General features: G+C 67.9%; 28 protein-coding genes. 15 read left to right on the forward strand and 13 right to left on the reverse strand.

Annotated features, from left to right (window positions below):
• Positions 1-2 precede the first annotated feature (2 nt).
• From B4A39_RS13115 to B4A39_RS13145, 7 genes are all read left to right on the forward strand, one after another.
• Positions 3-3,224, forward strand: coding sequence for an efflux RND transporter permease subunit (locus B4A39_RS13115; protein WP_114818248.1), 3,222 nt, complete (start codon positions 3-5; stop codon positions 3,222-3,224).
• On the forward strand, positions 3,221-3,823 hold the full coding sequence (locus B4A39_RS13120) for a cation transporter (protein ID WP_040349350.1): 603 nt from the start codon (positions 3,221-3,223) through the stop codon (positions 3,821-3,823). The genes B4A39_RS13115 and B4A39_RS13120 overlap by 4 nt, the downstream gene beginning before the upstream one ends.
• On the forward strand, positions 3,820-4,509 hold the full coding sequence (locus B4A39_RS13125) for a methyltransferase family protein (RefSeq protein ID WP_008264189.1): 690 nt from the start codon (positions 3,820-3,822) through the stop codon (positions 4,507-4,509). The genes B4A39_RS13120 and B4A39_RS13125 overlap by 4 nt, the downstream gene beginning before the upstream one ends.
• A 150-nt stretch (positions 4,510-4,659) precedes the next feature.
• Positions 4,660-6,726: a heavy metal translocating P-type ATPase gene (locus tag B4A39_RS13130; RefSeq protein ID WP_088582519.1), complete on the forward strand. Its 2,067-nt coding sequence runs from the start codon at positions 4,660-4,662 to the stop codon at positions 6,724-6,726.
• Positions 6,723-7,166: a CopM family metallochaperone gene (copM, locus tag B4A39_RS13135; protein WP_114818249.1), complete on the forward strand. Its 444-nt coding sequence runs from the start codon at positions 6,723-6,725 to the stop codon at positions 7,164-7,166. The genes B4A39_RS13130 and copM overlap by 4 nt, the downstream gene beginning before the upstream one ends.
• 3 nt (positions 7,167-7,169) lie before the next feature.
• Complete coding sequence (locus tag B4A39_RS13140; protein WP_112863181.1) at positions 7,170-7,592, forward strand: hypothetical protein; 423 nt, start codon at positions 7,170-7,172, stop codon at positions 7,590-7,592.
• Positions 7,593-8,798, forward strand: a complete 1,206-nt coding sequence (locus B4A39_RS13145) for an acyltransferase family protein (protein WP_228184632.1) — start codon at positions 7,593-7,595, stop codon at positions 8,796-8,798.
• A 13-nt stretch (positions 8,799-8,811) separates the two neighbouring features.
• On the opposite strand, the gene B4A39_RS13150 is transcribed toward B4A39_RS13145, so the two are convergent.
• The gene (locus tag B4A39_RS13150) at positions 8,812-9,315 is read right to left on the reverse strand and encodes a Fur family transcriptional regulator (RefSeq protein WP_228184633.1); all 504 of its coding nucleotides are present in this window, start codon (positions 9,313-9,315) and stop codon (positions 8,812-8,814) included.
• A gap of 190 nt (positions 9,316-9,505) precedes the next feature.
• On the opposite strand from B4A39_RS13150, the gene B4A39_RS13155 reads away from it, so the two are divergent.
• Complete coding sequence (locus tag B4A39_RS13155; RefSeq protein WP_114818250.1) at positions 9,506-11,665, forward strand: heavy metal translocating P-type ATPase; 2,160 nt, start codon at positions 9,506-9,508, stop codon at positions 11,663-11,665.
• Between the two features lie 19 nt (positions 11,666-11,684).
• Here B4A39_RS13155 and B4A39_RS13160 read toward each other — a convergent pair whose 3' ends face one another.
• Positions 11,685-12,113: a DUF411 domain-containing protein gene (locus B4A39_RS13160; RefSeq protein ID WP_008263799.1), complete on the reverse strand. Its 429-nt coding sequence runs from the start codon at positions 12,111-12,113 to the stop codon at positions 11,685-11,687.
• 932 nt (positions 12,114-13,045) lie between these two features.
• On the opposite strand from B4A39_RS13160, the gene B4A39_RS13165 reads away from it, so the two are divergent.
• Positions 13,046-13,459, forward strand: a complete 414-nt coding sequence (locus B4A39_RS13165) for a four-helix bundle copper-binding protein (RefSeq protein WP_040349354.1) — start codon at positions 13,046-13,048, stop codon at positions 13,457-13,459.
• Between the two features lie 40 nt (positions 13,460-13,499).
• Here B4A39_RS13165 and B4A39_RS13170 read toward each other — a convergent pair whose 3' ends face one another.
• On the reverse strand, positions 13,500-13,904 hold the full coding sequence (locus B4A39_RS13170; protein ID WP_040349355.1) for a MerR family transcriptional regulator: 405 nt from the start codon (positions 13,902-13,904) through the stop codon (positions 13,500-13,502).
• A 62-nt stretch (positions 13,905-13,966) separates the two neighbouring features.
• Here B4A39_RS13170 and B4A39_RS13175 point away from each other — a divergent pair, with 62 nt between their 5' ends.
• The 3 genes from B4A39_RS13175 to B4A39_RS13185 are packed head-to-tail and all read left to right on the forward strand — an operon-like array spanning position 13,967 to position 14,963.
• Positions 13,967-14,353: an MFS transporter permease gene (locus B4A39_RS13175; RefSeq protein ID WP_114818252.1), complete on the forward strand. Its 387-nt coding sequence runs from the start codon at positions 13,967-13,969 to the stop codon at positions 14,351-14,353.
• Positions 14,350-14,568 (forward strand): GDCCVxC domain-containing (seleno)protein, encoded by a 219-nt coding sequence (locus B4A39_RS13180; protein ID WP_114818253.1) that lies wholly within the window; start codon positions 14,350-14,352, stop codon positions 14,566-14,568. The genes B4A39_RS13175 and B4A39_RS13180 overlap by 4 nt, the downstream gene beginning before the upstream one ends.
• A 35-nt stretch (positions 14,569-14,603) precedes the next feature.
• Positions 14,604-14,963, forward strand: a complete 360-nt coding sequence (locus tag B4A39_RS13185; RefSeq protein ID WP_228184634.1) for a bleomycin resistance protein — start codon at positions 14,604-14,606, stop codon at positions 14,961-14,963.
• Positions 14,964-15,015: 52 nt separating this feature from the next.
• On the opposite strand, the gene B4A39_RS13190 is transcribed toward B4A39_RS13185, so the two are convergent.
• From B4A39_RS13190 to B4A39_RS13220, 7 genes are all read right to left on the reverse strand, one after another.
• Positions 15,016-15,240 (reverse strand): ammonium transporter family protein, encoded by a 225-nt coding sequence (locus B4A39_RS13190; protein WP_292036985.1) that lies wholly within the window; start codon positions 15,238-15,240, stop codon positions 15,016-15,018.
• Between the two features lie 10 nt (positions 15,241-15,250).
• Positions 15,251-15,637, reverse strand: a complete 387-nt coding sequence (locus B4A39_RS13195) for a copper resistance protein CopC (RefSeq protein ID WP_245159507.1) — start codon at positions 15,635-15,637, stop codon at positions 15,251-15,253.
• Positions 15,638-15,654: 17 nt separating this feature from the next.
• Positions 15,655-16,848: a copper resistance protein B gene (locus B4A39_RS13200; RefSeq protein ID WP_292036987.1), complete on the reverse strand. Its 1,194-nt coding sequence runs from the start codon at positions 16,846-16,848 to the stop codon at positions 15,655-15,657.
• Positions 16,845-18,656, reverse strand: a complete 1,812-nt coding sequence (locus B4A39_RS13205; RefSeq protein WP_292036988.1) for a copper resistance system multicopper oxidase — start codon at positions 18,654-18,656, stop codon at positions 16,845-16,847. Before B4A39_RS13205 ends, B4A39_RS13200 begins: the two co-directional genes overlap by 4 nt.
• A gap of 128 nt (positions 18,657-18,784) precedes the next feature.
• The gene (locus tag B4A39_RS13210) at positions 18,785-19,354 is read right to left on the reverse strand and encodes an RNA polymerase sigma factor (protein WP_292036989.1); all 570 of its coding nucleotides are present in this window, start codon (positions 19,352-19,354) and stop codon (positions 18,785-18,787) included.
• Positions 19,355-19,363: 9 nt separating this feature from the next.
• The gene (locus B4A39_RS13215; RefSeq protein WP_292036990.1) at positions 19,364-19,804 is read right to left on the reverse strand and encodes a Spy/CpxP family protein refolding chaperone; all 441 of its coding nucleotides are present in this window, start codon (positions 19,802-19,804) and stop codon (positions 19,364-19,366) included.
• Positions 19,801-20,079: a hypothetical protein gene (locus B4A39_RS13220; protein ID WP_040349357.1), complete on the reverse strand. Its 279-nt coding sequence runs from the start codon at positions 20,077-20,079 to the stop codon at positions 19,801-19,803. Before B4A39_RS13220 ends, B4A39_RS13215 begins: the two co-directional genes overlap by 4 nt.
• A gap of 190 nt (positions 20,080-20,269) precedes the next feature.
• Between B4A39_RS13220 and B4A39_RS13225 the strand changes: the two genes are divergently transcribed.
• The 3 genes from B4A39_RS13225 to B4A39_RS13235 are packed head-to-tail and all read left to right on the forward strand — an operon-like array spanning position 20,270 to position 22,375.
• Entirely contained in the window at positions 20,270-21,361 is a 1,092-nt protein-coding gene (locus B4A39_RS13225) for an acyltransferase family protein (protein WP_240893533.1), read from the forward strand.
• Positions 21,358-21,834: a DUF411 domain-containing protein gene (locus tag B4A39_RS13230; protein WP_084375403.1), complete on the forward strand. Its 477-nt coding sequence runs from the start codon at positions 21,358-21,360 to the stop codon at positions 21,832-21,834. The genes B4A39_RS13225 and B4A39_RS13230 overlap by 4 nt, the downstream gene beginning before the upstream one ends.
• A gap of 49 nt (positions 21,835-21,883) precedes the next feature.
• On the forward strand, positions 21,884-22,375 hold the full coding sequence (locus B4A39_RS13235; RefSeq protein ID WP_165117299.1) for a YybH family protein: 492 nt from the start codon (positions 21,884-21,886) through the stop codon (positions 22,373-22,375).
• 98 nt (positions 22,376-22,473) lie between these two features.
• On the opposite strand, the gene B4A39_RS13240 is transcribed toward B4A39_RS13235, so the two are convergent.
• The 3 genes from B4A39_RS13240 to copD form a co-directional block, all read right to left on the reverse strand.
• Entirely contained in the window at positions 22,474-22,620 is a 147-nt protein-coding gene (locus tag B4A39_RS13240; RefSeq protein WP_292036991.1) for a hypothetical protein, read from the reverse strand.
• Between the two features lie 204 nt (positions 22,621-22,824).
• Positions 22,825-23,001 carry a hypothetical protein gene (locus B4A39_RS13245; protein ID WP_292036992.1) on the reverse strand — a complete coding sequence of 59 codons (177 nt, stop codon included), beginning with the start codon at positions 22,999-23,001 and terminating at the stop codon, positions 22,825-22,827.
• Between the two features lie 62 nt (positions 23,002-23,063).
• Complete coding sequence (gene copD / locus B4A39_RS13250) at positions 23,064-23,978, reverse strand: copper homeostasis membrane protein CopD (RefSeq protein ID WP_166604667.1); 915 nt, start codon at positions 23,976-23,978, stop codon at positions 23,064-23,066.
• Positions 23,979-23,982 lie beyond the last annotated feature (4 nt).

The following is a 23,982-nucleotide window of genomic DNA, read 5'->3' on the forward strand; positions in this document are numbered from 1 at the left end:
GCATGTTCAAATTCATCATCGAACTCTCGGTCAAATTCCGATGGTTCGTGGTTCTCGCCACGGCGCTTGTCGCGGCCTACGGACTCCTCGAGCTGACACGGCTTCCCATCGACGCCGTGCCGGATATCACCAATCGCCAGGTCCAGGTGACCACGGTCGCTCCGGCGCTCGCGCCTGAACAGATCGAACGACAGGTCACCTACCCGATTGAAACCGCCATGGCCGGCATTCCCGGCCTGACCACGACCCGATCCCTCAGCCGAAACGGCTTCAGCCAGGTCACGGTCATCTTTACCGACCAGACCGACATCTATTTCGCGCGCCAGCAGGTCGCCGAACGGCTCGCGGGCGCCCGGGAGGCCATGCCTGACGGGGTGGAGCCGACCATGGCCCCGATCACCACGGGCCTCGGTGAAGTGCTGATGTGGACGATCGACTACAAGCCATTCAACAGTCAGAACCTCGCCAAGCCTGGCGAGCCGGGCTGGCAGGCGGGCGGAGCCTATCTGACGCCCGAAGGCGATCTGCTTTCGACCCCGCAGCAGCGCGCCACCTATCTGCGCACCGTGCAGGACTGGATCGTCGCGCCGCAAATGCGGACCGCCCCCGGTCTCGCCGGCGTCGACACCGTCGGCGGCTATGTGAAGGAGTATGCGGTCCGTCCGGACGCGGCGCGCCTTTCCGCCTACGGCCTGGGCATGGGCGACCTTATCCAGGCCCTCGATCGCGCCAACACTCAGGCCGGCGCAGGCTATATCCAGCGCGCTGGCGAAGCTCTGACGGTCCGCACCGACGCCTTGGCCTCCACCGTGGAAGATCTGGCTCAGGCGCCGGTCGTCAACCGGAACGGCCTGATCGTGCGGGTCGCCGATGTCGCCACGGTCGAGATCGGCCAGGCTCCGCGCCTGGGCGGCGCCAGCCGTGACGGCCACGAGGCCGTGCTCGGAACGGCGCTGATGATCGCGGGCGGCAACAGCCGCACCGTGGCCCAGGCGGCCGGGGAGCGACTCGATGAGGTTCGCAAGACTCTGCCCGCAGGGATCGAGGCGGTGACGGTCCTTGACCGTAGCGCCCTAGTCAACTCGACCATCTCGACCGTGGCCCGCAACCTCACCGAGGGCGCCCTTCTGGTCATCGTCGTGCTGTTCCTGCTGCTCGGAAACATTCGTGCGGCCAGCATCACGGCCCTGATGATCCCGATCAGCTTCCTGTTCGCCGTCATCGGCATGAATAGGTTTGGCATCAGTGGAAACCTGATGAGCTTGGGCGCGCTGGACTTCGGCCTTCTGGTCGATGGGGCGGTCATCGTCGTCGAAAGCACCCTGCTGATGCTATCGCAGCGGCGGATCGATCTGGGACGGGCCCTGACCCGTCGGGAACGCCTCGATGTCGCCGTGGCCGCAGCTCGCAAGATGGTCAAGCCGGCCGCCTTCGGTCAGCTGATTATCCTGCTGGTCTTCACGCCCCTGCTGATGCTTGAGGGGGTGGAGGGCAAGACCTTCGTCCCCATGGGGGCGACGGTGATGCTGGCCTTGGTCGGGGCCTTCATCTTCTCCTTCACCTTCGTTCCGGCCATGACGGCCCTGCTGGTGCGGGATCCCAAGAAGGTCGAGACCGACGAACACGGCCACGCCCACGAACACGAAACCTTCCTGCTCCGCCACGCGCGGCGTTGGATCCAGCCGGCCATCCGCGCCGCCGTCGATCGTCCGAAGATCGTCCTGATCTCGGCGCTCGGCGCGGTCGTCGTCGGTGGTCTGGCCTTTTCGTCCCTCGGGCGGGAGTTCATCCCTACCCTGGACGAAGGCGACATCGCCATGCAGGCGCTGCGTGTTCCCTCGGCGTCGCTGGAACAGTCGCTCGCCATGCAGATGGCGTTGGAACGGGTCATCACCGCCCAGCCGGAAGTCGAGACCATGTTCTCCAGGACCGGCACCGCCGAGGCGGCCGTCGACCCGATGCCGCCCAACATTTCGGACAGCGTCATCGTTCTGAAGGACCGCATGGACTGGCCGGATTCAGGTCTCGAGAAGGAAGCCTTGCTCGAGCGGTTCGAAGAGCTCGCCAACCAACAGATCGGGAATAATTTCGAGTTCAGCCAACCCATCGAGCTCCGCTTCAACGAACTCATTTCCGGGGTCCGGACCGACCTCGCGGTCATGGTCTACGGCGATGACTTCGACACCATGCAGCGGGTCGCTGATGAGGTGGCCGGCGTACTGCGGCAGACCACCGGCTCCGCCGACGTTCGCGTCGAACAAGCGTCGGGCTTGCCGACGCTCACGGTCAGCGTCGATCGGTTCGCGGCGGCCAGCTACGGCCTGTCCGCAGCCGACGTTTCTGAAGCGGTCTCGGCCGCCATCGGCGGCGCGGAGGCCGGCCGGATTTTCGAGGGCGACCGTCGCTTCGACGTCGTCGTCCGTCTTCCGGACGATGCGCGCAACGATCCGGCGGCGCTCGCGGCCCTGCCGATCGTCTCTTCGACAGGCGTAACCGTGCCGCTGTCTTCGGTAGCCCGTATCCAAAGCGCCGAGGGGCCGAACCAGATCAGCCGCAACGACGGTAGCCGACGGATGGTGGTCCAGGCCAACGTTCGCGGCCGGGATCTGGGCGGCTTCGTCACCGACGCACAAACCAAGGTGGACCAAATCCAGCTCCCGCCGGGCGTCCGCCTGACCTGGGGCGGTCAGTTCGAGAACCTCAAACGGGCCGAACAACGGCTGGGCCTGGTTATTCCGATCGTCTTCGTCCTGATCGGTGTGCTGCTGTTTATGGCTCTGGGGTCGTTCTCCGAGGCTGGGCTGGTCTTCGCCTGCGTGCCCTTGGCCTTGATCGGCGGCGCCTTGGCGCTTCTCATGCGAGGGATGCCGTTCTCGGTGTCTGCGGCCGTTGGCTTCATCGCCGTCTCGGGTGTGGCGACCCTGAACGGACTTGTTTTGATGCAGGCCATTCGCGAGCGATTGCAGGCGGGGCTCGCGCCCCGGGACGCGGCGATCGAAGGGGCGTCCAGCCGATTGCGTGCGGTGTTGACGACAGCCTTGGTCGCCATTGTCGGCTTCATCCCGATGGCGCTCGCCCACGGCGCGGGGGCCGAGGTTCAGAAGCCTCTGGCGACGGTCGTCATCGGCGGCCTTCTGACCGCGACGGCCCTGACCCTGCTGGTCCTGCCGACCTTCGCGGCCAAGGCGGTGCGTCATCGCAAGGACGAGGGGGTTGAGGATTGATTGCTCGCACTCAGGATGACCGTCAGCAGCGACGCACGTTGCTGACGGTTCTCGCGCTCAACGCGGGCCTGGCATTAGCGCTCGGGATCGGCGGCTTGTCCGCCGATTCCAGCGCTCTGCTGGCCAATGCAGTGGACAACGCCTCGGACGCTGCTGTCTATCTGATCAGCTTTCTCGCGATCGGTCGGCCTGGTTCGTGGAAGCGGGGGGCGGCGCGCCTCTCGGGCGTCATGCTCCTTATCTTCGGCGCTGGCGTCCTTCTGGACGCGGGTCGTCGATTCCTCATCGGGACCGAACCGATCGGCCCGACCATGATGGGACTCTCGGTCGTCGCAGCGATCATCAACCTGATCTGCCTGCAGTTGATCCGCCGTCAGCACAGCGGCGACGTCAACATGAAGGCTGCCGAGACGTTCAGCTTTAACGACTTCGCCTCCAACGGGGGAATCCTCGTCGCCGGGGCCCTGGTGCTCTGGCTCGGCCAGGCGTGGCCGGACCTCGTCGTCGGCGTCCTCGTGGCCGCCATCGCGTTGAAGGGCGGCGTGGATATCCTGCGCGATGCGGCTAAGGATCGTCCGGCTGAGGGGGAGGGGCAATGATGCCGCTCGAGCCCTCCGACAGCGTCTCCAAGCCCGCAAGCCCCGCTTTGTCCGGCTCCTCGCCCCCTGATGACGCCTGTCGATCAGCGGTCGATATCCAATCCGTTCAACGATGGCGCAAGGCGGGCATTCTCGTCGGGGGCCTGCTTCTTGTCGTCTGCGCGGCGCTCGTCACATCCTGGCCCTTGCTCGAACATCCTGTCGAGCATCTGGGCCTGATCGCCATCATGGTTTGCATCATCGGTCGGGCCTGGTGTTCCCTTTACATCGGTGGCCGGAAGAAACAGGAGATCATATCCGCAGGACCGTATTCGGTCAGCCGCAATCCGCTGTACGTCTTCAGCTTCATCGGCGCGTTTGGCATCGGCGCCCAGTCCGGCAGCCTTAGCGTCGGTTTGGTCTTCGGATTAGCCTGCTGGGTGGTGTTTCGCATCGTGGTCGGCCGCGAAGAACGCTTCCTCTCCGACGCCTTTGGACACGACTACCAAGCTTACCGTGAGCGCACCCCTCGGTTCCTGCCCAAGCTCTCCCTATGGCGCGACGAGGCGGAAATCATGATCCGGCCGGTATTCTTCGTCCGCACGGTGCGCGACGGCTTCGTCTTTCTCCTAGCGCTTCCGCTTTTCGAAGCGATTGAGCAGCTCCAGCGGCTCGGGGGCTTTAATGCCGTCGTGCCCGTGCCCTGAGGTCGGGAGAACCGGGATGACCACCTGCGAGCGGATCGCGCTGGAACCCGCTGGCCCGGCGCGCCTTCGCCCGTGTCGCTATCCCGCCCCCTCGATCGCGGCGGTCGCCGCAAGCAGCCGCGATTCCCAACCCGCAACGGGACCCTATTTATGACCAGCACAACACTGCCGGACCATCTCCACACCAAGTCCGAGGAGCACGATCACGGTGGCGTTCTAGGCTCCAATACGGAGCTGATCTTCGCCCTGACAAGTGGCCTTGCTCTGGGCCTTGGATTCGCCCTCGAGAAACTCGCAACGGGCCTTCCCGCTTGGATTCCCCTCGCCCTCTTCCTGATCGCCTACATCTTCGGCGGCTTTTTTACGGTGCGAGAAGCGTTCGAGAACCTCCGCCAGAAGCGCTTCGAGATCGATACCTTGATGCTCGTCGCAGCCGCAGGTGCGGCGGCGCTCGGGGCCTGGGCCGAAGGCGCTCTCCTGCTGTTTCTGTTCAGCATCGGCCACGCGCTCGAACACTACGCCATGGGCCGCGCCAAACGCGCGATCGAGGCCCTGGCCGAGCTTGCCCCCCGGACAGCCCATGTGCGACGCGACGGGCAGGTCGTCGAATTGCCTGTCGAAGATTTGGTCGTCGGCGACACCGTGGTGGTGCGTCCAAACGAACGACTGCCCGCTGATGGCTTTGTCGTGGTCGGCACCACAAGCATCAACCAAGCCCCCGTGACCGGCGAAAGCATGCCTGTCGACAAGCAGCCCGTCGCGGACCCCGAGGCGGCGCGGGCGAGACCGGCCCAGGTCGGATCGCCGTCTCTCGTCTTCGCGGGCACCATCAATGGCTCAGGCGCCATCGAGATTGAGACGACCCGCACATCGAGCGACACCACCCTGGCCAAGGTGGTTCGGATGGTGAGTGAGGCCGAGACGCAGAAGTCGCCGACCCAGCGCTTCACGGACAGGTTCGAACGCATCTTCGTGCCTGTGGTGCTGGCGCTCGCCTTTGTCCTGCTGTTCGCCTGGGTCGTCGTCGATGAGCCGTTCCGCGACAGCTTCTATCGCGCCATGGCCGTGCTGGTCGCCGCGAGTCCTTGCGCGCTCGCCATCGCCACCCCGAGCGCCGTCCTCTCGGGCGTCGCCCGTGCGGCGCGCGCCGGTGTCCTGATCAAGGGCGGCGCGCCGTTGGAGAACCTCGGCTCGCTCAACGCCATCGCCTTCGACAAGACCGGCACCCTGACCGAGGGACGGCCGCGGATCACCGACGTCATGACGGTGCGCGGGACGAAGGAGGGCGATCTTCTGGCGGTCGCTGTGGCGGTCGAACGGCTCAGCGACCACCCGTTGGCGGAGGCCATCGCGCGCGACGGTGGCGCACGCTTGCGCGATACGATCATCCCGGCCGCGATCGACCTCAAGAGCCTGACGGGCAAGGGCGTGACCGCCCAGCTGCACGGCGAGACGATCTGGATAGGGAAGCCGGAGATGTTCGGCGTCGACGGCGTAGCGCCGCTCGGCGACGAAACAACCTCTGTCGTCGCTCAGTTGCGACTGCAGGGGCGAACCCTGATGGTGGTGCGACGCGGCACGCGCGATCTCGGTGTCATTGGGCTTCTTGATACGCCTCGCCCAGCAGCGCGGCCGACGCTGACCGCTCTTCGCGCCCTCGGCATCGGGCGAATGATCATGATCTCGGGCGATCACCAGAAGGCCGCACAGGCGATCGCCGGACAGGTCGGCCTGACAGAGGCTTGGGGCGACCTCATGCCCGAGGACAAGGTCGACGCCATCAAACGCCTTCGCGCTGACGGCAAGATTGCCATGGTCGGCGACGGGGTGAACGACGCCCCGGCCATGGCCACGGCGACCGTCGGTATCGCGATGGGCGCGGCTGGCTCCGATGTTGCGCTTGAGACCGCCGACGTCGCCTTGATGTCCGACGACCTGTCGCAGCTGCCCTTCACCGTCGGTCTCAGCCGACAGACGCGGCGCATCATTCTCCAGAATCTCTACGTCAGTCTCGGAATCGTCGCCTTCCTTGTGCCGGCGACGATCCTCGGCCTTGGCATCGGCCCTGCCGTGGCGCTCCACGAGGGGTCGACCCTGCTGGTGGTGTTCAACGCTCTGCGCCTGCTCGGCTACCGCGACCGAACGGCGCCCATCCTTCCCAGTGCAATCCCGGCCGCCCCCGTGGCCCCGCCGGCTCTCTCAAGGACATCGTCATGAAGCGTTTCGGATGGATTTCCGTCATCGCCGTCTTTCTCGCCCTGTCGGCCTTCGCCTTCGGGATGATCTCGCGGCAAACCCGCGAGGTCCCTGCGGCGCCGTCGGCGGCTGACTCTCGCCCGAGCGACACCGAGGCAAGCCACGCTGGCGAGACCACGGACAGCCCATCGACTCGCGCCTATCGCGAGGCCAGCGCGAAGATGCACCAGGCCATGAGCATCAACTACACGGGCGACGCCGACATCGACTTCCTGCGCGGAATGATCGCCCACCACGAGGGTGCGCTCGCAATGGCCAAGGTCGCCGTCGAGCATGGCGAAGCCCGCGACGTGCGTAATCTGGCCGATGAGATCATTGCGGCCCAGGAATCCGAAATTGTCCGGATGAGAATCCTTCTTGCGCGCCATGAGGACACGCCCGCGCCCAACGCAAGGCCCTGACGCATGGCCGGCAAACGCTTCACCGTGCGCGGCCGGAGCATTCGTTGGCGGGAAGGCCGCTATCGCCAACGAGGTAGGCGGCGGCTCCAGGCGCGCCCGCTGAAGCCACGGCCCGTGCTCGATACGCTCGTCGCCATCGGGGTCAGCCTGTTCGCAGGAGGCCTGGTCTTCTGCATGGCCCTTCTGCTGCTGGGCGCACACAAGGTGCCGCTGCATTTTGGTTACGGGGCCATTCTGGGCGGCGTGATCGGCTGCTCGTTTGTGTTTGGACCCCGCGATAGGCCCGGACTGATGGTCGTCGGAGGCTTGGTCGTCGTTTGGGTTTTGGGAACGGCCGTCCTCTACGCTTCGCGAGACCAGATCGTCCTGCGTCCACATGAGCACCGCAGCGCCGCCGCCAAGTCTGCGCCACGGAAGGCTGACTGAATGCCCGAAGCCGCGCTGACCGAGCCATCGCCTCGCCCCGTCCGGATCGCGCGCGGCGGCTGGCTGGACGCGCTGCGTTTTATCGTAGGGGCGCTGATCATCCTCTACCATTTCCGCGAGGCCGCGCCTGTGCCTCTCGGACAACTGCATCCAGTCTTCGAGCGCGGCTATCTGCTCACCGACTTCTTCATCATCGACTCCGGCTATGTCCTGGCCCGCATCTACGGTGATCGCCTCGCGTCCGGACAGGCCTCGCTGCGCGCCTATGCGCGCCAGCGCCTGCTGCGGGTCATTCCGGCCCACCTGGCGGTCAGCCTCGTCCTGGTGCTGCTCGTCGGCGGCGCCGCCCTGGCCGGGATCGCGCCCAGCAATCCGCGCTGGTTCGACTGGTCGCAGCTGCCGGCCCAGGTGCTGCTGCTCCAGGCCTGGGGCGTGCCGGGCGGGCAGGGGTGGAACGCCCCGACCTGGACGCTCTCGGCCCTGATTGCCTGCTACCTCCTGCTGCCCTGGATCTGCCGGGCCCTGTGGCGCTGGCCGCCGATCGCTGTCGTGATCGGCGCGGCCCTCCTCGTCGTCGTCGCCGATGTCGCGGCCTCGCTCTGGCTCGGGGATCCGATCTACCGCCTGCCGATGCGCCACGGCATTCTCCGCGCCATGCCGCTCTTCCTGCTCGGAGTCGCGGCGGCCTTCTACGGTTCGCGGGTCTGTGTCGCGCCGCACCGGGCCAGGGCGATCGGCCTCGCCGCCGCCTTCGCGCTCGTGGGGCTGCAGGCCTTCGGCGCCTTCAGCCTGGTGTCGCTCGGCCTGATGACCGTGATCATCTGGGCCGCCGGCGCCGTGCCGGTGCGCAGTCCTTCACGGCTGATCGAGCATCTGGCCCTAATGTCGTTCTCGATGTTCCTCACGAATGAGGTGAGCCGCATCGTCTGGTTCGGCCTGCTCGACGCCCTTGGACAGGAGGCGTGGTCGTCCGGCGTTCGCTGGGTCCTGTGGGCGATCGGCTTGGTCGGGGCGTTCGTGGCCGCCGCCGTGTTTCGCTACGGCTTCGACCGACCGGTCCAGACCTGGCTTAGTCCGTCCCGACGGGGGGGGGGGACCCGAATGTCGGCCGCCGCCACCAAACAGGCCATGGAATGGGCCGCGGGCCCCGGCGTCGCCGCGGCCGGGCGCCCGGGCCAGGCCGCCATCGACCCGCCCCGGGCTTGATCAGGGGCGCGGCTCAGTGCTTGTGGGCCCGGACCCCCGCGGCCGCCCCCGGCTCTGTCTGGGGGGCCGGATCCCGGGCCGCGCCGGGGCGCTGCGGGCGGCAGGCCGGACACAGACCCTGGCCTTCGAGCGTGATCCGTTCGATCTCGTAGCCCGCCGCTGTCGCGGCCGCGCCCAGCGACGCCATGCCGGACGAAGGAATCTGGCGACAGAAGCCGCAACAGTCGCACAGAAGAAAAACCGCAGGCGAACCGAGGCGTTCGGGATCGCAGGCCACATAGGCCTTAAGGCTGGAAAGACGATGAACCAGACCGCGGGTCTCGAGGAACTGCAGCGCCCGATAGACGGTCGCCGGCGTCGCGACGCGGGCCTCCCGGTGATACGTCGCCACGAGATCATAGGCCTTGGCCGGAGCGCCCGCGACGAGCAGGAGCTCCAGCACCCTGCGCCGGGGGCGCGTCAGCTTGTCCCCGGCGGCGGCGACGCTGGCGGCGGCTGCGTCCAGGGCGCGTTCCACCTGTGCGGCCGTCGGCGGCGCGGTCTCCCGGTCATGCGGACAAGGCGAGGTCATCAAGGGGCTGGGCTCGCCTCCGGGGTTCGTCGGACGGCGCCCTCCACTCCAACCGAACGGCGCGCTCATTTTTTAGCTTGCATCTACAGTCGCTGGAGGAGGTAGCCTTGCCCTATAGAGATCACAAGGAACAGACATGACGGCGCAAACTCTCGAAAGCCGATACCGGGTCACCGGGATGGATTGCGCCAGCTGCGGCCGCAAGATCGACACGGCGATCCGCAGGCTGCCGGGCGTCGAGGACGTCTCGGTGGCGGTGCAGACCGGCGTGCTCAAGATCCGGCATGGCGGAGACCTCGCCGACGAGGCGGTCCTGCAGCAACTGCGCAACCTCGGCTACAGCGGAGAAGCGGCCGCGCCGACGTCCGGAGCCGTCGCTGCGGCGGCGGGCCCACCTCCGGCGGCCGCCCGGGCCGGGGGCGCCCCGTGGTGGTGGACCGGCAAGGCCCGCCTCACCGCGCTCTGCGGCCTGGCGCTGTTGTCCGCCTATGGACTGGGCACGCTGTTCCCCTCCCTGGAACGATACGCCTTCCTCGCCGCCCTGGCCGTGGGGCTCATTCCGATCGCGTCGCGCGCTTTTTCGGCGGCGCGCCACGGCACGCCCTTCTCCATCGAAATGCTGATGACCATCGCCGCCGTCGGCGCCGTCTTCATCGGGGCCGCGGAAGAGGCCGCCGCCGTCGTTTTGCTGTTCCTCGTCGGCGAGATGCTCGAAGGGGTGGCGGCTGGTCGCGCGCGCAAGAGCATCCAGGGGCTCGCCGCCCTCGTGCCCAAGACCGCCTTCGTCGAGGTGGACGGCGTGACCACGGAGGTCGCCGCCGAGACCGTGGCGGTGGGCGCGATCATCCTCGTCCGGCCCGGAGACCGCGTTCCGGCGGACGGCGAGATCATCGAGGGCGCGGGAGACCTCGACGAGGCCCCGGTGACGGGCGAGAGCGTGCCCAAGCGCAAGGTCGAGGGCGATCCTGTGTTCGCCGGCACGATCAACGGCGGCAGCGTCCTGCGAGTGCGCGTGACGGCCTCAGCCTCGGACAACACCATCGCCCGGGTGGTGCGTCTCGTCGAGGAGGCGCAGGAATCGAAATCGCCGACCGAACGGTTCATCGACCGCTTCTCGAAAATCTACACGCCGGGCGTGCTCGTGTTCGCCGCCCTCGTCGCGGTCACGCCGCCGCTGCTGTTCGGCGGGACGTGGAGCGAATGGGTCTACAAGGGCCTCGCCGTGCTGCTGATCGGCTGCCCCTGCGCCCTCGTCATCTCCACGCCGGCCGCCATCGCCGCCGGCCTGTCGGCGGGGGCCCGGCGCGGCCTGCTCATGAAGGGCGGGGCCGTGCTGGAGACGCTGGGCAAGATCACGGCGATCGCCTTCGACAAGACGGGGACCCTGACCGCCGGCAAGCCCGTCGTCACCGACGTCGTCGCCGGAACGCGGGATGCCTCCGCCCTGCTGACCCTAGCGGCCGCGCTGGAAACGGGATCGAGCCATCCGCTCGCCCTCGCCATCCTCGCCCGAGCTGAGGCGGACAAGATCACGGCGCCGCCGGCCTCGGCCACCCAGGCCATTCCGGGGGAGGGCGTGGAAGGCGAGGTCGGCGGCGAACGCATATTCCTCGGCTCGCCGCAGGCCGCGGCCCGACGCGCCCCGATCACGCCGGCCCAGGACGCGGCCATCGCCGCCCTGAACGCCGAGGGCAAGACGGTTTCCGTCCTTGTCGTCGGGGATGGCGTCGCCGGGTTCCTCGCCATGCGCGACGAGGCGCGGCCCGACGCAGTCCAGGGTCTGGCCGACCTGAAGGCGCGGGGCATCCGGACCATCATGCTGACGGGCGACAACCGCCGCACGGCGGAGGCGGTCGCCGCCGGCCTGGGCATCGAGCCCCGGGCCGAACTGCTGCCGCAGGACAAGCTAGTCATCGTCAAGGCGCTGCAGGCCGAGGGGCTGGTGGTCGCCAAGGTCGGGGACGGCATCAACGACGCCCCGGCCCTGGCCCAGGCGGATGTCGGCATCGCCATGGGCGGCGGCACCGACGTGGCCCTGGAGACGGCGGACGCCGCCGTCCTGCACGGCCGGGTCAGGGACATTCCCGACATGATCGCCTTGTCCCGCGGAGTGATGGGCAATATCGGGGAAAACATCACCATCGCCTTGGGCTTGAAGGCGGTGTTCCTGGTCACCACCGTGATCGGGGTGACGGGCCTGTGGCCCGCCATCCTCGCTGACACCGGAGCCACGGTCCTGGTCACCGCCAATGCCATGCGCCTGCTGCGCTGGACGCCGCGTCGTCAACCGTCGTGACTGCCGGCGGTGCGCCTTCTCAGGCCCCGTTGTGGCGACCGAACACGCGGGTCGAACCGTCGTTGAGGATCAGGACGGTCGCATAGGGTTCGCGCCCGGCGGCCTCCATGCCCGGCGAGCCCGCCGGCATGCCGGGCGCGCTTAGTGCGCGGGCGGCGGGGCGTTCGCCGAGCAGCCGCTCGACATCGCTCGACGGAACATGGCCCTCGATGGCGTAGGCGCCGACCACCGCTGTGTGGCACGAGGCGAGGCGGTCCGGAATGCCATGCCGGGCCCGGATCGGGGCGAGATCCTCGCGCTCGACGACCTCGACGATCCAGCCCGCCTGGCGCATGTGGGCGATCCAGCCGCCGCAGCAGCCGCACCATGGCGTCTTGTAGGCGATCATCCGTTTCGGGGGCGCGGCGAGGGCCGGGCCGGGCACGGCGACCAGGGGCAGGCCGAACACGAGGGTCCGGCGGGACAAGCGCGGGCGAGTTTGAACCAAAGTGAGCGCTCCTTGGGAGTCCAAATCCCACCATGGCGGGCGCGGGCCGGTTTGGCGACGGGCGCAGTTGTCGCGCCCTGACCTGACGTCGCCCAGGCGTGGAGCGCCGGCTAAGCCCGCCCATATCGCAGCGGAACCTCTGGTAGAAGGCCCGCACCCGCCCGGGCAGGACACAGCCCCCTGCTCGGCCGGCGCGGCCAAGCGAATCCGTTCGCCTGAGGCGCCCGGGGTCTCGCAACCATGCCTTCGCTGACGTATCGCGACCGTACGAGGCCGGTCACGCAAGCGCTGATCCCCGCGGAATGGTCATGGGCGACGGGATTGAGGAGCCGGCGGAAGCCGGAGGCGAAGCGTCCGCTGCGGCTAACGTGGCGTCGAGAGCTAGCCCGCAGACGCTTGCGGGGCCCCGAAGGCGCCAAAAACTGCATGTGAGCGGCAACGGCCTCCGCCCGGCCGTATAAGGCGCAACACGGCGCGCGCGACCAACAGGCTGACTTTTCGCGCGGGCCCGCTCGCGAAGACGAGCCTTCGGCCCTCGAGGGCAGCGAGGACGAGGCCGGCCCGGCGCGCCCGGGCCGACGCATTACGTCCCTGGCTCAAGACCAGCGCCTCTCTGTTCCGGAGCCCGCCGACCCCACAATCTCGGTTGCGCCGCCGATTGTAGATGAACTCTCGCGGGCAAGTGCGGAGATCCAAATCGCAAGCGGTTCAGTGATCCGTGGTCGAATGCATGTGAGCTTGAGGTCGCCGGCCGGCCCCTGATGTCTGGTCCACCGCATTTCCACATGATCTCGGCTCGGCGAAGTACGGGTTTGACGAGGTCGGGAGGCGTCGCCGTTCGGAACATCTTCCCGGCGCCGGGGTTGGATCCAGATCACCCGAGGGAGCCTCCGATGCAAATCCAACCAATGATCAGCACCCACCCCGACGTACGCGGCAGCGTGAACGACAGCCTCATTCGCGCGATCGAAGCGGGCTACGGCTGCGCCGCCGTATGCCGCATCTGCGCTGACGCCTGCCTGGCCGAGGAGATGGTCAGGGACCTGACCCAGTGCATCCGGCTCGATCTCGACTGCGCCGATGTCTGTCTGGCTACGGCCGGGCTCGCCGTGCGGCGCGCCGGCAGCAACGAGGCCTTGATAAAGCGCATGCTCGAGACCTGCGCCGAGGCTTGCGCCGACTGCGCCATCGAGTGCGAGAAGCACGCCGAGATGCACGAGCATTGCCGTATCTGCGCCGAAGAATGCCGGCGTTGCGAAGATGCTTGCCGCGAGGCGGCCGCGTCGATCAGGCCTTCACGGCACTGAGGCTGACCGCTGTCATCGGCACAGGGTCGTAGCTTCGACGCTAGCTCGAGCCCAGCTCATCAATCACCGGGCACCTAACCCGCCCGCCTTCACTGCAGTCGGCCACAGCCTGCCTCAGCACTTTCCGTAGCCTCTGCAGATCCTCGATCTTGGCGTCCACGCTGGCGATGTGGTCTTGGGCCATGTCGCGGACTTCGCAGCACGCCTGAACGCCCGGCTCGCTCAGCGCGATCAGGCGCCGAATGGCGTCGATGCCGAAGCCCAGTTCGCGCGACCGGCGGATGAAGCGCAGGCGCTGGGCGTGTTCCGGCTCGTAGCTGCGGTGGCCGCCCTCGGTCCGGGCCGGCGCGGGCATCAACCCGATACGTTCGTAGTAGCGCACCGTTTCCAGGTTCACCCCGGCGCTGTCAGCGAGGCGCCCGATCGTCAAACTTCGTGCGGACATGGCTCTTGATCCTGTAGCGGCTACGGGTTGTAGCCTGTAGCAGAAATCGAACGGGAGGTCCCATGGCCATCGATTACGACCGGCCCCGCATGCCCGAGGTCGCCGTCAGCGCCTCGGCCGCCCTCGGCGGTGTCGCCTCGGTGTTCGCCTGGGCCGCGTGCTGTGTGTTGCCTCTGGCTCTGTCCGTGGCGGGCGTATCCTTCGCCGGCGCCGCGGTCATCGCGGGTGCGCGGAACTGGCTGACGCTTCTGGCCGCCGTCATCCTGGCCGCGGGCTGGCTGCTGCATTGGCGTCGCCTGCGGATGTGTCGGAAAGACGGGGCCTGCCGCCACCCTTCGCGGCTCGCCTTCTGGCTGCTGGTGATCGCCAGTCTGCTGATCGTCCTTTCCATGGCCTGGCAGCCGTACATCGAGCCGTGGGTCATGCCGCGACTGGCGGCCATGCGATGACCCCGGCCATCGTTCTGGATTCGACGCTGACCTGCCCGGATTGCGGTCATGTTGCGACGGAGACCATGCCCACCGACGCCTGCATCTGGTTTTACGATTGTCTCGGCTGCGGCATGAAGCTGAAGCCCCTACCCGGCGACTGCTGCGTGTTCTGCTCCTATGCCGACGTGCCGTGTCCGCCGATCCAGGTAGATGGCAAGGGGTGTTGCGGCTAGGCTACGGCGGCATTGCTGCATTCCCGGAGTTCGCCGTGACCGACCACGCCACGCCCAACCTACCGTCGCGGGATTTCGAAGTTACGTCCCAGTTCTACACTCGACTGGGCTTCGACCAGGACTGGCGCGACAAAGGCTGGATGATCCTGAAAAGAGGCGGTTTGACGCTGGAGTTCTTCCCGCATCCGGAGGTGGATCCGCTGACCAGCAACTTCGGCTGCTGCCTGCGGCTGGACGACCTGGACGGGTTTTACGCAGGGTGCGTCGTTTCAGGATTGCCGGAAACCTGCTGGGGCCACCCCCGCCTGCACGCGCCGAAGCTTGAGGAGTCGGGACTGCGGATCGGCGCGCTCATCGACCCGGATGGAAACTTGATCCGCCTGATTCAGAACTGAGGCGTCCGGCGGCTCCCCCACGGGAAACCGCCGGAAACCATCGATGCGACGATCAGTTGTGGTCGGCGTGGCCCTGAGGCGCGGGCGCATCCGACGGCACCGGGGCGGGCGGCGCCGGTTCGGCCGGGGCGGGCTCGGTCTTCATCTCGTCGCAGCACGTCATCGCGGCGTCCGCGGCCATGTCCTTGCAGCACTCGCAGCCCTCGGCGGCGAGGGCCGCGCCCGCGCTCAGGGTCAGGATCGCGCCGGCGGCGGCCAGCAGGTTGGAAACCCTCATCGTCGTTCTCCTAGTGAACCATGAAGCTGACGGAGCCGGACATCTTGTGGCCGTCCGGGCCTTCGGCGGTCCAGGCGGCCGTGTAGTTGCCCGGCGCGAGGCGCGGAAGAGCCACGCCGACGGTGGCGGCGGCCGGCGCGGCGGGGACAGTGACGTCGACCGGAGCCTGCCCCTCGGCGGAGAGGGCGACGGTCTTGAGGACCATGGCGTGGGGGAAGGTGACGCTGAACCGCTCGGGCGAACCCTGGGTCATCGCGCCATTCGCAGGAACGGTCGTGATGCCGGATTGGGGCGCTGCGGCCTGGGCCGGCATAGCGTGACCCGCATGCGGGTCCTGGGCGGCGGCGGCGCCGGCGAACGCGAGGGCGGCGGTGACAACGAGAGTGCGGATCATCATGGGGTGGTCTCCTTCGGTTAGAACCAGGCCTTGAGGCCGACGACGAAGCGGGTGTCGTCGGTCTCGCCGCCTCGGGCCTCGATGTAGTCGGCGGTATCGCCGAACGCGCGGCTCCACTCGATGCCGACATAGGGGGCGAACTCCTTGCGGAATTCGTAGCGCAGTCGCAGGCCCGCCTCGATCGAGGACAGGCCCGAACCGATCTCCAGTTCCGGAATGTCGCTGGCTGAAGCGTCGATTTCGAGGCGGGGCTGAAGGATCAGGCGCTGGGTGATGCGCTGGTCGTATTCGGCCTCGACGCGGGCGGTCAGGTCGCCGTCGGTCGACAGGAAGGCGGCGGCGTCGACTTCCCACCAATGGGGCGCCAGGCCCTGCAGGCCGAGGACCAGATGCGTGGTGTCCTCGCCGTCGGGCCGGAAGTCCTGACGCACGCCGGCCTGAACGTCCCAGAAGGGCGTGACCGCGCGGCTGTAGAGCGCCTGGACTTCAGCCTCCTCGAGCTCGCCGCCGAAGTCGCCTTCGCCCTCGGACTTCCACCAGAAGCGATTGATGTCGCCGCCCGTCCAGCCCTGGACGTCCCAGAGGTAGGTCTCGCCGTCGTCGCCGAAGCCGGCTTCGAGGCGATCGAGAATGACGGCCGTGGTGCGGACGTCGCCGTTTTCGTGAATCAGGGTCCGGCGAGAGGCGGCCATGGCCTCGGCGCCGAAGACGAGATCGGCGGCGTGGGCAGGGCCGGCCAGGGCGGCGGCCGGGAGCGGGTCCTCCGGAGGACGGCCGGGATTGTCGGAGCTGGTCGCCACATCGGGCGGCCCCATGCTCATGGTCGACATGTCATGCCCGGCGTGAGGGTCGGTCTGCGCGGGCGACATGGCCGACATGTCGTGGCCCACGTGCGGATCAGCCTGGCCGGGCGTCGCCGCCGGCATCTGGTGTCCCGCGTGCGGGTCTACGGGCGCGGGCTGCGCCGGCATCTGGTGGCCTGCATGCGGATCCGCGGCGGGCGGCGTCTGCGCGGGCGGCATGACGTGACCGGCGTGCGGATCCTGCGCCGGTCGGGCCGGCGCCTGTGGCGTGGGCCGCGGTGCTGGCGCGGGGCGCGTCGGCGCCGCGGTCGCCGGCATCGTGTGGCCCGCGTGAGGGTCCTGGGCCTGGGCGCTGAAGGCGCTGGCGGCGAGCACCAGCGGGGCGAGGGCGACGGCGAGGCGGTTCATGACGCAGCTCCGTCCATGGGCCGCACCGTCACAACATTGAACATGCCGGCGTGCATGTGCATCAGCATGTGGCAGTGGAAGGCCCAATCACCGGGCGCGTCGGCGGTCAGATCGAAGGTCACCTTGCCGCCGGGCGCGACGTTGACCGTGTGCTTGAGGGGCTGGTGCCCGGCCGGTCCGCCGGTCACCAGTTCAAAGAAATGACCATGCAGATGGATCGGGTGGGCCATCATGGTGTCGTTGACCAGGGTCACCCGCACCCGCTCGTTGCGCTCGAAGCGGATCGGTTCGACCAGTTCGCTGAACTTTCGGCCGTCGAAGCCCCACATGAACCGCTCCATGTTGCCGGTCAGGTGGATCTCCATCGTCCGAGACGGGGGGCGCGGGTCCTTGTTCGGCTGGAGCGACACCAGGTCGGTGTAGACGAGGACGCGATGATCGACGGTCGTGAGACCGATCGGACGCTCACCCAGACGGTTGGCGGGGTCCATGGCGATCGCATCGACGCCGACGCCCACCGCCATGTCGGGCGGAGCGTTCTCGGGATCGCGCATGTTCATGCCCGACATGGACATCCCGGCCATCTCGCCGGCTGCGGGCGCGTTCTGGGTCGGAGCGGCGTGGTCCATGCCGGACATCGCGTCATGGTCCATACCGGACATGTCGCCCATCGCGCCGTGATCCATTCCGCCCATGCCCATGTCGCGCATGGTGAGGTTCGGGACCTCGCGCAGGGGAGGGACCTCGGCGGTCATGCCCAGGCGCGGCGCCAGGGTTGCCCGGCCCATGCCGGACCGGTCGATGGCTTCGGAGACGATGGTGTAGGCGCGGTCCTCGGTCGGCTGGACGATGACGTCGTAGGTCTCGGCGACTGAAATCTGGAACTCGTCCGTCTCGACCGGGCGCACGTTCTCGCCGTCGGCCTGCACCACGGTCATCGGCAAGCCCGGGATGCGAACGTTGAAGATGGACATGGCCGAGGCGTTGATGATGCGCAGCCGCACCCGCTCGCCGGGCCGGAACAGGCCGGTCCAGTTCTCCTGCGGCCCATGGCCGTTGATCAGATAGGTGTAGGTCGATCCGCTGACGTCGAGGATGTCGCGCGGGTCCATCCGCATCTGGCCCCACATGCGCCGTTCCTCCAGGCTCATGCGGTCGCTGCCGTCCATGAGCCCCGCCAGCGTGGTGCGCTGCTGGTTGAAGTAGCCCGGGCTCTTCTTCAGCTTGGCCAGGATTTCGTGCGGATGCATGAAACTCCAGTCCGACAGGACCAGCACATGCTCGCGCTCGTAGGCGACCGGATCGGCGTTCGCCGGGTCGATGACGATCGGACCGTAGTGGCCCATCGCCTCCTGAAGGTTGGAGTGGCTGTGATACCAGAAGGTGCCCGACTGCTTGATCGGGAACTCGTAGACGAAGGTTTCACGCGCCCGGATGCCGGGGAAGCTGATGCCGGGCACGCCGTCCATCTGGAACGGGACGAGCAGGCCGTGCCAGTGGATCGAGGTGTCCTCGTCCAGGGTGTTGGCGACTGATAGCCGGACGTTCTGACCTTCCCTAAGGCGTAGAAGCGGCGCCGGCAGAACGCCGTTGATGGTCACCGCATGGCCGGTGCGGCTGCCCACGGTGAAGGGCGTGTGTCCGACGGTCAGGTCGATGTTCGGTCCCGTCAGCGTCGGAAGATCCGCCCGCAGTCCCGCCGATTCTGTTTGCGCCCAGGCGGGGAGCAAACCCTGCAGGCCCAGCAGCCCGCCGCCGGCGGCTGCGCCACGGAGAAGCGTTCGGCGATCGAGGCGGAGCGTGGACATAGGCGAGAAATTCCTTGGTCGGGCTATTCGGCCGTTCGTTCAGATACGCAGCCGGGCGGCGTACCCCTTGCGTCAGGACGCCACAGACGTCGGGTTCGCAGCTTGCGCACCTTCCCATCATGGCGAGGTCAAGCGTCTCCGCCGGAAGCCTGGCCCAGAGCCGCCGTCAAGATCTTGCGGGCGCGGGCGACGCGGGTCTCGACCGCCTTGGGCGTAATGCCGAGGATCGAGGCGATCTCGGCGTGAGACCGTCCCTCGAGCGTGGCGAGCAGAAGCGGCCCCTTCAGGGCGTCGGGAAGGTCCCGCAAGGCGCGTTGCAGAGCTTGGGCCCTGCGCTGATCGTCCAGCCGGGTCTCGGGTGAGGGCGCATCGTCGCCCACCGCCGCCGCCTCGGGCGCTTCCAGGCCCATGACGCCGCGCACGACCCGGCGCACCGCGCGCCGCCGACCCCAATCGCGACATTTGTTGAGAGCGATGGAGCGCAGCCAGACGTCGAACGGCCGCGCCGGATCATACCGCCGCAGGGCGAGCCAGGCGGACGCATAGCTTTCCTGAAGCACGTCATGCGCTTCGGACTCATCGCCGACATAGCGGCGCACGAACCGGTAGAGATCTGCCTTTGTGGCGGCCATCAAGGCGGTGAAGGCGGCCCGGTCTCCGGTCGCCGCACGGGCCTCGATGCTCTGCTCGGCACCCACGCGCGCCGCTTAGCCGGCGTCGTCGTGCAGGGCCTCGACGACGGCGGCGTCGAACACCTCGGCCTGCGCCGGGCTCAGGACGGATCGCATCTCGAACACGTGGGTGATCGTCGCCTTCTGCAGATCGCCCATGGCCGCGTGGAAATGATCGACCGCGGCCTGGACCTGGGGCGTGTCGCCGTCACTGGCGGCGATAGCGGCCGCCAGTTCGCGATTGGCCGCGCGGACTTCCGCTTCGAGCGCCGGCCGCTGAGCGGCGAACCGGGCTTCGACCACGTCGAGCCGTCGATCCTGCTCAGGGCTCAGGTCGAGTTTCTTATGGACGACGCTGTGCAGGCTTGGCGGCTGCCGCTCCCGCATGACCCAGGTCGCGCTCGCCCAGGTCGCCGCGCCGCTGGCCAGCGCGGCCAGGATGGCCGTGATAACGATCGACTTCCAGGCGGCCCTCATCCCCGAACGTCCAGGCCGGAGAGAGGCGACAAGCCCGCCGAGACCGTGAAAATCCGCATCTCGGACGGCTCCGGCCGTGGAGCCATGAGCATTAGCCCTCCGTTCGCGACGCCAATCACCAGAGCGAGCGCAACGGCGGCGACCCGAACCTGACCCATGCGGGCACGCTCCCTGCGTTCGCCGATCCGCACCCAGACCGCGTCTTCCATGCCGACCAGCCGGCCGGCGTCGCCCGGCCCGACCGCTGCGATCAACTCATTCATGTCGTCAGTCATTGCGCACCTGCGTCACGCCCCACTTGCCATACGCGCCGGCCTTCCGGTCCCCTCACGAGGGGACGAGCCGTCGCCCGCGTAGATACCAGAGACGACCGGGACGCGCCCTGTCGTCCGGGGAAAAGACGTGAGCGACAGAGCAGGGCCCAGGCGGGTTCCATTCCCCGACGTGCTCGATCCGCTCACGGGCGTGAGGTTCTTTCTCGCCCTCGGCGTCGTGCTGTTCCACTTCCAGCTCTACTGGACCCTCCCGGCGGAGAGCGCGGGCTTGTTGAACCGCGCGCGCCTGGGCGTGGATGTCTTCTTCATCCTGTCGGGCTTCATCCTGACCCACGTCTACCTGCAGGGAGACCGGGCCCCGAACTACGGTCGATTCCTGGCGGCGCGCCTGGCCCGGATCTATCCGGCTCACCTGTTCATCCTCCTGGCCATGCTTGGGCTGGTGCTGATCGCGCCTGTGTTCGGCGTCGGGCTGGAGCCTGGCCGGTTTAATCCCGTCGACTTCGCGGGCACCCTTCTGCTCGTACAGGCGTGGTTCCCGCGCGAGAGCATGGCGCTCTGGAACGGACCGGCCTGGTCGCTGTCGGCGGAGTGGTTCGCCTATCTGGCCTTCCCCGCCTATGCCGCCCTCGCGCTCCGGCTGCGGGCCAGGCCGTGGGTCCTGATTGCACTCGCCATGCTGTTTTTCGTCGCTTTGGACGCCTTCTACCGCGCCTGGTTCGGCCGGATGCTGCCTCGCGCCGAGGACAGCCTCGGGATCCTGCGCATCATTCCCGAATTCCTCTACGGCATTGGCCTCTACTATCTCGGTCAGCGCTGGACGCCTTCGCCGCGAATGTCCCTCATGGGCGCCCTGGTCGCCACGACCCTGCTGCTGACGCTCATGCAGATCGGCGCCGACGACCGGGTCATCGTGGCGGCGGCCGGTCCCTTCATCCTGTCGCTCGCCCTGTTGGCCAAGGCTCCGGTCCGGACCTTCCTGTCTCACCCCGTCCTTCTGTTCGCCGGCGAAGCGTCGTTCGCCCTCTATCTCGTCCACATCCCCATCCTGATGGTGTGGCGCAATGCGGCGCAGGCGTTCTCCGGCTGGGGTGCGGACTATCGAATGGGCCTGGTCGAACTGGCCGCCATGCTTGTGTTGACGCTCGCCGCCGCGGCCGCCATCCATGTCTTCGTCGAGCAGCCTGGCCGACGGTGGTTGCGGGCGCGGCTGGCGCCGCAGCGCGCCGACCCTGTCGAGGCGCAGCGATCCGTCCACAGCGATCAGGGAGAACCCTTTTGAATCCCGCCAATCTGAACCGTCGTCTACTCATGGGCGCGGCCGTCTTCATCGGCATGGGCGGGTCCGCCTGCGCCCAGACCCGTCCGTCCAGAAACCTCACGGTCTTCAAGACGCCCACCTGCGCCTGCTGCGACGCCTGGATCGCGCACATGCGCCAGGCGGGCTTCACCACCACCATCACCGTCCTTCCAAGCCTTCAATCGGTCCGGAGCAGCCGGGGCATGCCGGACGCGCTCGCCTCCTGTCATACCGGTCTGATCGATGGCTATCTGGTCGAGGGTCATGTGCCGGCCCCGGACGTCATTCGACTGCTGACCGAGAGACCGGCGGCGGTGGGCGTCGCGGTCCCGGGCATGCCGCTCGGTTCGCCCGGCATGGAGACGCCGCAGGGGCGCAAGGAGCCCTACGACACCCTGCTGGTGCTTCGCTCGGGCGCGACCCGCGTGTTCGCCCGCCACAACCCGCCGGCCTGACGCAGATCGCGCTCAGCCCGTTCAGATCACCCACAATCCGGAGTTCGCCATGTCCCGCACCTCTCTCGCCCTCGTCCTGTCGCTCGCCGTTCTTTCGGCGACACCCGCCTTCGCCCAGGACCACGCCCACGGGCATGCCCAAGCCGCCGGCTCGGTCGCCGCGGAAGCTGCGGACGCGGCGGCGGCCGTCGACGCCTTTCACGTCGCCCTGAAGGCCGGCGACACGAACGTCGCCCTGGCAATTATGGCGCCGGATGTGATGATCTTCGAGGAGGGTGGCGCGGAGCGATCGCGCGACGAGTATGCGTCCCATCACCTGGGCTCGGACGCCGCCTTCGCCGCCGCCTCTGAAGCGACGGTGACGCGCAGATCGGGATGGGCCGACGGGGACATCGCCTGGATCACCAGCGAAGGCCGCACCACGGGCCAATTCAACGGCCGCGCCGTAGACCGCCTGACGACCGAAACCATGGTCCTCAAACGCCATGCCGACGGCTGGCGCATCCACCACATTCACTGGTCGTCGCGCGCGCCCGGCTGACGCTCAGGCCCGCGCCAGCGGGTCGCCGGCCCTGCGACGTCGGTGAGGAACATCGGGAAGACGCCCGCCCTCGCGGGCGGGCGTCCCCGATAATACGATCAGCAGCAGGTGCAGGCTTCCGCGCAGGCTGCGATAGCGTCGCAGCAAGCGCATACGGCCTGCGCCACGGCGTCCGGCACGGCCGCGAAGGCGGCTGAACCGGAAGCCAGCAGCACCAGGGCTGCGAGGGTGAGAGTGCGTTTCATGGTTTTGATCTCTGTTTGATTGAATGAGTCCGGTCATCTTCAACAGGATCAGCGTCGTGGGGTCGGGTCGTCCGCCTCCACGGTGAAATCGGCATGCCGCGCATCAAGGGATGGATAGAGGACAGACGCATAGACCCGTGCGGGGGTGGATTCACCGCCTTGGGGGACAAGGCCCTGGCAGATGGCCAGACACGCCTTATGGCACTAGATCCTGACGGTCTTCGGCTCGCACGGGACGCCGTCGCCGCTCATCGACATGGACGCCATATCCTGATCGACCGGAGCTTCGCAGGCGATCGAAGCGGTGGACACGAACAGCACGGCAAACGCCGCGAGCAGCGCGGTCGTCAGTCGGAGGAGGTCATGACGCAGGAACGGCATTGTCTGATCATACTTCAACGGTCGGCGGAGCGACGATCTCATTTTGATCATCGCAATCGAGCCTACAGAGACGCCGGGGGCGGCAGGGTTCCCATGACCGCCACGACGCCAATCAGGGCGAGTCCCAGACCCGTTTCGATCAACAGGCTGCGCCGGAGCGCGCTCATGGCGGCGACGGAGGGTTGGCCCGTCTCCAGCGCATAGCCCAGTGTCGGCGTCAGCCGGAACCGGTTGCTCGCCGCCAGCGCAAGCATCAAACCGAAGAGGACGAGCTTGGCGACCAGAAGCTGGCCGTAGAGGTTGCCCGCGATCGACGCCACGCGCTCGGGACCGATCAGGAACCAGCTGTTCACGAGACCGGTCAGCACCAGCAACAGGACCGCGAGCGTTCCAAGGCCGGCGAAGCCATGCAGGGCGCGATGGATTGCAAAGTCGTCCGGACCGGCTCGGCGCAGAAGCAGGGCCGTCAACGCCGCCAGGGCGCCCAGCCACAAGGCCGCTGCCACCGCGTGAATGATGTTGGCGACAAGATGGATGGGCCCGCCCGGACCCTCGGTGGCCGCGCCGTGACCCGTCCATGCGAAGCTGGCGGCCACGATCAGACCCAAGGCGGCCGTCACGCTCCAGAGCGCGCGACCGGGTTTCAGGGCGACCAAGGCGACAAGCCCAAGCAAGGCGGCGGCGGCCCGCACGACCATCGCCATGCCCAGGGCTGTGCCGGTGACCATAAAGGACAGAGACGCGGGTTTCACGGCTTCGCTCAGCGACCCCGCCATGACGGCAGTCTGGGCCACCAGGGCGGCGAGCGAGCCGAGCGCGACGATGATCGCCGCGAGGCGCAATGTCGGTCGCGACCATTCCAGGTTCGGCGCGTCGGCGTATTTAAAGCTGTAGAGAAGGAACAGCGGCGCGCCGAGAAGGACGACGCCGCCGCCGTATTGAAGCCAACGAAGCGCGATGACCGCGACTTCCAGCACGGCG

It is taken from the genome of Brevundimonas sp. UBA4553 (assembly GCF_002387245.1).
Taxonomy (GTDB): domain Bacteria; phylum Pseudomonadota; class Alphaproteobacteria; order Caulobacterales; family Caulobacteraceae; genus Brevundimonas.

Bases quoted from the DNA above. Each gene is read 5' to 3' on its own strand.
- B4A39_RS13180 (WP_114818253.1), top strand. From the start codon at position 14,350: ATGACCCCGGCCATCGTTCTGGATTCGACGCTGACCTGCCCGGATTGC.
- B4A39_RS13220 (WP_040349357.1), bottom strand. From the start codon at position 20,079: ATGACTGACGACATGAATGAGTTGATCGCAGCGGTCGGGCCGGGCGAC.
- B4A39_RS13190 (WP_292036985.1), bottom strand. From the start codon at position 15,240: ATGAGGGTTTCCAACCTGCTGGCCGCCGCCGGCGCGATCCTGACCCTG.
- B4A39_RS13130 (WP_088582519.1), top strand. From the start codon at position 4,660: ATGACCAGCACAACACTGCCGGACCATCTCCACACCAAGTCCGAGGAG.
- B4A39_RS13195 (WP_245159507.1), bottom strand. From the start codon at position 15,637: ATGATGATCCGCACTCTCGTTGTCACCGCCGCCCTCGCGTTCGCCGGC.
- B4A39_RS13140 (WP_112863181.1), top strand. From the start codon at position 7,170: ATGGCCGGCAAACGCTTCACCGTGCGCGGCCGGAGCATTCGTTGGCGG.
- B4A39_RS13200 (WP_292036987.1), bottom strand. From the start codon at position 16,848: ATGAACCGCCTCGCCGTCGCCCTCGCCCCGCTGGTGCTCGCCGCCAGC.
- B4A39_RS13145 (WP_228184632.1), top strand. From the start codon at position 7,593: ATGCCCGAAGCCGCGCTGACCGAGCCATCGCCTCGCCCCGTCCGGATC.
- B4A39_RS13155 (WP_114818250.1), top strand. From the start codon at position 9,506: ATGACGGCGCAAACTCTCGAAAGCCGATACCGGGTCACCGGGATGGAT.
- B4A39_RS13245 (WP_292036992.1), bottom strand. From the start codon at position 23,001: ATGCCGTTCCTGCGTCATGACCTCCTCCGACTGACGACCGCGCTGCTC.
- B4A39_RS13165 (WP_040349354.1), top strand. From the start codon at position 13,046: ATGCAAATCCAACCAATGATCAGCACCCACCCCGACGTACGCGGCAGC.
- B4A39_RS13235 (WP_165117299.1), top strand. From the start codon at position 21,884: ATGTCCCGCACCTCTCTCGCCCTCGTCCTGTCGCTCGCCGTTCTTTCG.
- B4A39_RS13215 (WP_292036990.1), bottom strand. From the start codon at position 19,804: ATGAGGGCCGCCTGGAAGTCGATCGTTATCACGGCCATCCTGGCCGCG.
- B4A39_RS13125 (WP_008264189.1), top strand. From the start codon at position 3,820: ATGATGCCGCTCGAGCCCTCCGACAGCGTCTCCAAGCCCGCAAGCCCC.
- B4A39_RS13240 (WP_292036991.1), bottom strand. From the start codon at position 22,620: ATGAAACGCACTCTCACCCTCGCAGCCCTGGTGCTGCTGGCTTCCGGT.
- B4A39_RS13175 (WP_114818252.1), top strand. From the start codon at position 13,967: ATGGCCATCGATTACGACCGGCCCCGCATGCCCGAGGTCGCCGTCAGC.
- copM (WP_114818249.1), top strand. From the start codon at position 6,723: ATGAAGCGTTTCGGATGGATTTCCGTCATCGCCGTCTTTCTCGCCCTG.
- B4A39_RS13170 (WP_040349355.1), bottom strand. From the start codon at position 13,904: ATGTCCGCACGAAGTTTGACGATCGGGCGCCTCGCTGACAGCGCCGGG.
- B4A39_RS13115 (WP_114818248.1), top strand. From the start codon at position 3: ATGTTCAAATTCATCATCGAACTCTCGGTCAAATTCCGATGGTTCGTG.
- B4A39_RS13205 (WP_292036988.1), bottom strand. From the start codon at position 18,656: ATGTCCACGCTCCGCCTCGATCGCCGAACGCTTCTCCGTGGCGCAGCC.